Consider the following 5,566-nt stretch of genomic DNA (forward strand, 5'->3'; position numbering starts at 1 on the left):
AGGACGCTCAGAAGATCCATCAACAACGACCGATCTTACAAGAGACACTTGCTACCGCTACACAACCGAGGTGTGAGTCTTAGCTAAAGACGAATGGGTGTGGACGTGGACGAGTGCCCGCTCGGGGTCGGACCACTCGACTGTTGCACTTGGCGCGAGACGCCGGACACGGGTGCGGTGCTCGTGGAGAATAACGGCTTCTGCGAAGTCGTGTAATGGTTGTAGACCGGGTACGAGCGCATACTCCGGTCCAGATGGGGAGAGCATTGCGCGATTTTTCAACGGATCCAGCGCGTTGTGGACTGCCTGTCGGGTGATCCCTAGCCGGTCAGCGATTGTTCTTGCGCGCCGAGGGTTATCCAGAAACCAGCAGATACGTATCGTCGCTGGTGAGAGCAGGTTGGGCCACTCAACGTGACCTAATTTTGAGAGTAGATTTCGGTACGCTTCGATAACGGGATGGCCAGTAACGCGCAGAAGTCGCTGATTGTGATGGCCTCTGGATTCGTCGATGAGTCCTGCGGTGTGTAGCTCATCGGCCGTCCGGTAGATCTGTGAAGTACTAAACCCGGTTTCGTCTACGATCTCGTTAATGGTCGCTTCGCGCCCGCGGTGAAGGGCGTCGATGAGTGAAATTCCTGCGTTCGTGAGCACTACTGTAAAACGAAATAGTCAATCACATATAAGTGCTATTGGAAGTTGTTTTACTGTAGCCTATTTCAATCAGCTGTCGAGTCGAACAGCCGGTGATGGTTTTCGAGCCATTCGACCTCGTGGTACGTCACGTCATCCTGGATGTCGGATTCTAACGGGAGTGGATTTGAAGGGCGGTTCGTGTAGGTGAGGTTGATTTCGATACAGGGTCCATGCTCAGAGACGTAATCAAATCCATCGTCACAAGCATATACGACGCTGAACCACCGGATTTGAAACCCGAAGTGATCACAGACATCTCTGACGACTGCTGCATCACAATAGGGCGTATGGATCCACAACTCACCGCCAGCGTATGCCCCATCTTTGACGCACCAGATCTCATCGAGCGACCGAAGAAATGCTGCTGCGCGATTGTAGTGCGCTTCAGTGAGGCGGTCCCACCAGTAGTATCGTTCAACTTGGTCAACGAGCAGCTGGAGGCAGTCGCTACACACATCGTACTCGGTCTCTCCAAGACAGACATCGTGGAGTTCGTCATGATGTGTGGTGTCGCACGCATCGCATGCTGGACGGGAACTTGTATCTTGACACACGGAACGCGCATCAGAGTCGATGTGGTGGGAATACGCGCTGCTATGCTCTGTTTGTTCAGATTTACTCGCATCGGTATTCTCGGTCATTGGTCTCTAACCGAGAACCATCAGTCACGTCGGTGACTGGGTTCCCGGCTAGAACCCGACCGACGGGAGACTAGCCATCTGTAATAGCAGATATCGGGTTGCTGTAAATAGTTTCTGTGCACTCCACCAGAGGGTTCTAACCGTACTAAGACGTTGATGGCTGTATGGATATGATCACGATTGAGCGGGAGGACGACTGGTTCGTGATCACGGACGAAGAGACCGGGGTGACGACCCAGGGAGAGACGAAATTGGAAGCGTTGCTGATGCTGGCTGATGTACTCGCGGGCTACGAGGACGCTGATGAGGATCTATTAGCGACGGCGCTTGATGTCTTTGTCCCCGACCCGGAGACTGAAGAACTTGCCGCGGGTCTCAGTGGCGATGAATATGACCCTCCAGATGTGTCCGAGGACGAGGTTGCTCGGCAACGTGAAGCTGCGTTATGGCTGGCGAAATCCCACAAGAGTACGAATTATTCCGACCCCCATCGCTTCGGTACACTTCGCGCGTTCATCTACGGGCAAACACACAATATACCGTTCTCGCAACTCGGAGACCTAGTGACGAACGGATATTGGGCCGTGTTCGACGCAATCGCTACTGGCACCCGAAACAAGGCAGGTCTCACAGAGCAGCTAGGAGTTGACGAGGGCTTCATTACGGATGCCGTTCAGGGGCTGAAGATACAAGAATTGATTGCGGAAGCTACGGACGGTTCGTTGTACGCTGCTCAGCGTGCTGTCGGCGTCGGCCCCTACGTCATTGAAGACGAGTATGTGATTAACTGGCGAGAGGACTACGACCACACGCTTGCCCGGGATCTCTCTGACGATGAACTCCCGGTGTCCGTGGACGACGGTGTATTCGTCGAACGGATGGGGACTGGCTACGGCTGGTATCACGACCCGGAATCGTACAAACCACCAGTCGCTGACGAGGTTGTTATGACACGAGAAGAAGCCGAGGAAAGTAACGCGAACCCGTGCCCTCGGTGCTTCCCTAAATCAGAATATGAGAAAAAGTTTAATGTGACTGACCTGGGCGGGGGGACGACTAAGTACGTCCCGAAAAGCTCGGATGGGGCGATAGAGGAGGAAGAAGGTTCAGGAGAGTAGTCTGTCCGATAGATACTCCGAGCAATCGACCGGGATTGCTTCCCATGCCGCTTGAATCGCCTGGTACCCAGTCCACCCTTCTCCACGAAGCATCTCACCGCAGGCCTGACAGAACTCTTCGACAGTACACTTGTCGGCATCGAGTAACAGATACAGTAAAAACGTGGGAGCAACGGCCTTTCCAGTCGTTTCTTCAGCGTCGTCGAAGACACGATTGATTGACCGACGGCCGTGCTTATCCATCAAAATCGCAAATCGATACAAGTCGGTGTTCTGTTCAATCTCTGTGCGTATTGACTTCTCTCCCGCATCTTCTCCATGTGGACGAGGAACACATGGAACTACAGCAAACGATTCGTTCTCGTCATTAGCGAACGGCTCAAGTGCCTTTTTACTCCCGTGATGGATCCATTGCTCCCTCGTCCCTTCGGGCGCATACTCGGAGTTCTCTCGAACGTGCCGTTCGAGTTCTTGGTAACAGACGTTTGTTGTTGTCAGATTCAGGGTCTTCGTGAGACGAGACCAGAGATTGGTGTTTGCGACAGCGATCAGTGCGTCAGTATCGACAATAATTGGATAGCGTACTTCATTGTCCGCCATCGCTATTCTTGGAATACCCCAGTCGTATCAAGTTCTGAAGCTTCCTCAAAGGCATTCCGCTCGCGCTCGATCTCTTCTAAGCCATCATCGAGAAGAATCTCTGCAACATCTTTAGAGATATCTCCTTGCTTGTACTGCTGGTGAAGAGTGATTTTCTCTTCGTCCGAAAGGGCTTCTCGAAGTTTCTCTCGGAGTCCCTGTCGGGCAAGCTCACTAATGTTTATTCCCCCGAGACGCATCTGGTCGACGACCTGCGTTGCTTCCTTCTCAGCTTCCCCTCGGAACTGGATTTTGTCGTTGTTCGTCGCCATCTTATCTACTCGTTCGTTCCTTACAGCAATAGATGTTGTGACGCGCCATCCGTGTCATTACAGATCTACCACTGGGCTACGGCTTGAGAAAAGAGATTCGTTGTTTCAATGATCGGACCGCGAACTACACTCGCCAAAACAGTGCCTATGATTACCACACTCTAACTAAATTTAATACAGTTGCCACGATAACCCGTAACTGACGTCCGAAACAAACCTCGTAAACGGAGAATCCCGCAACATGGTCGATACTCGCTTCAAACCGCGGCGTGCTCGTTCTCGTTTAGCCGCGGGGCACGTGTTCGGCGAGTACCTACAAGACCAGCGTGCGGAGAGACCGGACGAGAATCGCTGGGCTTGCGTCACCATTGAACGCGAAAGTGTGACGCAATCCGGCGATCTCCGGAGACTCTCACCCGCATAACCCGGCTCCCACGCGGACTACCCGTCAGGGGCTGGGGAACACGGGAGTGCCGCCTGCTTTCGCCTAGTACTCGTTTCGCTCACAGCGTCACGCGAGTACGGCAACTGAGGCTCGCGGCAGTTTGGTCTGCGTTCGTTCCTGACAGTGGAACGAACAAGCGATTCCGTACGCGCTGAGCGTACGAAGAGTCGCTACACACATCCCCCGCAGCGTTAGCTGCGGCTACGTCGAGCCCCGGAGTCTCCGTTGGCGAGGGACGCCGGACTTTGAATCCGGAGGTCGCCGGTTCGATTCCGGCCGGGGCGACATGCCGACGTGGTGTAATCCGGCGAGCATACGGTCCTGTCACGGCCGTGATCCGGGTTCGAATCCCGGCGTCGGCGTGGACGCGTGGCGTGGCCACGTGGGGATACCCATCGAGGTAGGCAGCCCGTTGGTGCGATCAACTGGATCGTTCTCACGGTGCTGGGCCCGGCAGGGTCTGCAACCTACATGAGCCGGTGTGGTATTCCCGGGGACACCCGAAGTACGCCCTGCGATGAGACGCGCGATCACGACCATTCGGTCGCGGTTGCGTAGTTGGAAACAGTCGTACAGAGAGATAATCAACTGCCGAACGCTCGGCAGTCCCGTGAGCCGATGGTCCAGCGGACGACGATCTGTGCCTTGGGCGCACAGGACCGAGGTTCGAATCCTCGTCGGCTCAGTGTGCCGTGACTGGGTATTGGGGAACCCAGCGGCCTGCTACGCCGTAGCCGTCTGCTATCGGCCTCCCGGTTCGAATCCGGGTCGCGGCGTCATGACAACAAATGTCTGCCCCGCCTGCGAGGAGGAAGCGTTCCGTCACGTCCCACTCGGTGAAACAACGTCAATCGACACGATTGGAAGCGTGAAAATCTGCGTCACCGGCGACGGCGCGTACTTCCACGGAACAAGGTAACCGTCATCCATCCCTGCCGTGACTGGGTGCTGATGAGCGCATTCACCTCGAAAGAGAGAGTCAGAAAATGAGCGATGTGCGTGTTCCGGCGTCCCGGTGAGCAACGCGAGGCGGGCTCGTCGGAGCAAGGCTCCGACGGTGATAGTGAGACATGCGGATAGGCGACCGCGCTCGGTTTGAAACCGAGAGCTGCGAGGCTTCGGAGTTCGACTCTCCGTCTCACCGTTGGCGGGATTTCCCTAGCTTGGTCAAGGGACTGCGCTGGAACCGCAGCGTCCGCGAGGACACGAGTGTTCAAATCGCTCTCCCGCCGCTGCGTGCCGAAGTGATTCGCAGAGACGTTGGCGATTCTCGAATTGCGCCGCCATGCCAGAGTGGTCGAACGGGCACGGTTGAGGGCCGTGTGGTTAGTCCTTCCCAGGTTCGAATCCTGGTGGCGGCATCCGGCCATCGTGCCGGTAGACAAGTCCCGATCCAACGTTACGTCGCCATACCCCAGTGGTCAACGGGAAGTGGCTCAGAACCGTTAGCGTAGGTCCTCCCGAGGTTCGAATTCTCGCGGCGACAGTTCTCCCTGTGGTCTAACGGCTACGATACCTCCCTGTAGAAGAGGAGACGCACGTTCGAGTCGTGCCGGGGAGACTGCGGGACGGTGGAAGAGCCCGGCATTCACACACTCTCGCCGAATTTTTACCGGAGACCCGGTGCGACGGAGAGAGTTCCTTCATCTCACTTGTAACCTCAGCTTTGCACGTTGAAGTAGGTGCATGACGTAGGCGGTGGCAAGGACGGATGATGCCGATTACGGAGTTCTTGTCGTGTACGCGTGTGTTCGA

General features: G+C 55.6%; 4 protein-coding genes and 7 tRNA genes. 8 read left to right on the top strand and 3 right to left on the bottom strand.

Going from position 1 to position 5,566, the window contains the following annotated elements; all coding sequences use genetic code 11:
• Positions 1-719: 719 nt before the first annotated feature.
• On the bottom strand, positions 720-1,337 hold the full coding sequence (locus ACFQEU_RS10610; protein WP_379781935.1) for a hypothetical protein: 618 nt from the start codon (positions 1,335-1,337) through the stop codon (positions 720-722).
• 164 nt (positions 1,338-1,501) lie between these two features.
• Here ACFQEU_RS10610 and ACFQEU_RS10615 point away from each other — a divergent pair, with 164 nt between their 5' ends.
• A complete protein-coding gene (locus ACFQEU_RS10615) occupies positions 1,502-2,455 on the top strand; it encodes a type II toxin-antitoxin system HicB family antitoxin (RefSeq protein WP_379781937.1) in 954 nt (317 codons plus the stop codon).
• Here the strand turns inward: ACFQEU_RS10615 and ACFQEU_RS10620 are convergent.
• Entirely contained in the window at positions 2,444-3,055 is a 612-nt protein-coding gene (locus tag ACFQEU_RS10620) for a hypothetical protein (protein ID WP_379781939.1), read from the bottom strand. The two genes, ACFQEU_RS10615 and ACFQEU_RS10620, sit on opposite strands and share 12 nt — an antisense overlap.
• Before the next feature lie 2 nt (positions 3,056-3,057).
• On the bottom strand, positions 3,058-3,366 hold the full coding sequence (locus ACFQEU_RS10625; protein ID WP_179921138.1) for a DUF8065 family protein: 309 nt from the start codon (positions 3,364-3,366) through the stop codon (positions 3,058-3,060).
• Between the two features lie 654 nt (positions 3,367-4,020).
• On the opposite strand from ACFQEU_RS10625, the gene ACFQEU_RS10630 reads away from it, so the two are divergent.
• The 7 genes from ACFQEU_RS10630 to ACFQEU_RS10660 all read left to right on the top strand — a co-directional run bounded on the left by ACFQEU_RS10630 (position 4,021) and on the right by ACFQEU_RS10660 (position 5,297).
• A tRNA-Gln gene (locus ACFQEU_RS10630) sits at positions 4,021-4,096 on the top strand.
• A gap of 3 nt (positions 4,097-4,099) precedes the next feature.
• Positions 4,100-4,173, top strand: a tRNA-Asp gene (locus ACFQEU_RS10635).
• A gap of 250 nt (positions 4,174-4,423) precedes the next feature.
• Positions 4,424-4,496 (top strand) — tRNA-Pro (locus tag ACFQEU_RS10640).
• Positions 4,497-4,500: 4 nt separating this feature from the next.
• Positions 4,501-4,587: transfer RNA gene (locus ACFQEU_RS10645), tRNA-Ser, on the top strand.
• 370 nt (positions 4,588-4,957) lie between these two features.
• Positions 4,958-5,043 (top strand) — tRNA-Ser (locus ACFQEU_RS10650).
• A 47-nt stretch (positions 5,044-5,090) separates the two neighbouring features.
• Positions 5,091-5,172 (top strand) — tRNA-Leu (locus ACFQEU_RS10655).
• A 42-nt stretch (positions 5,173-5,214) separates the two neighbouring features.
• Positions 5,215-5,297, top strand: a tRNA-Leu gene (locus tag ACFQEU_RS10660).
• Positions 5,298-5,566: the final 269 nt, after the last annotated feature.

The sequence above is a fragment of the Halorubrum tibetense genome, assembly GCF_042661865.1.
GTDB lineage: Archaea > Halobacteriota > Halobacteria > Halobacteriales > Haloferacaceae > Halorubrum > Halorubrum tibetense.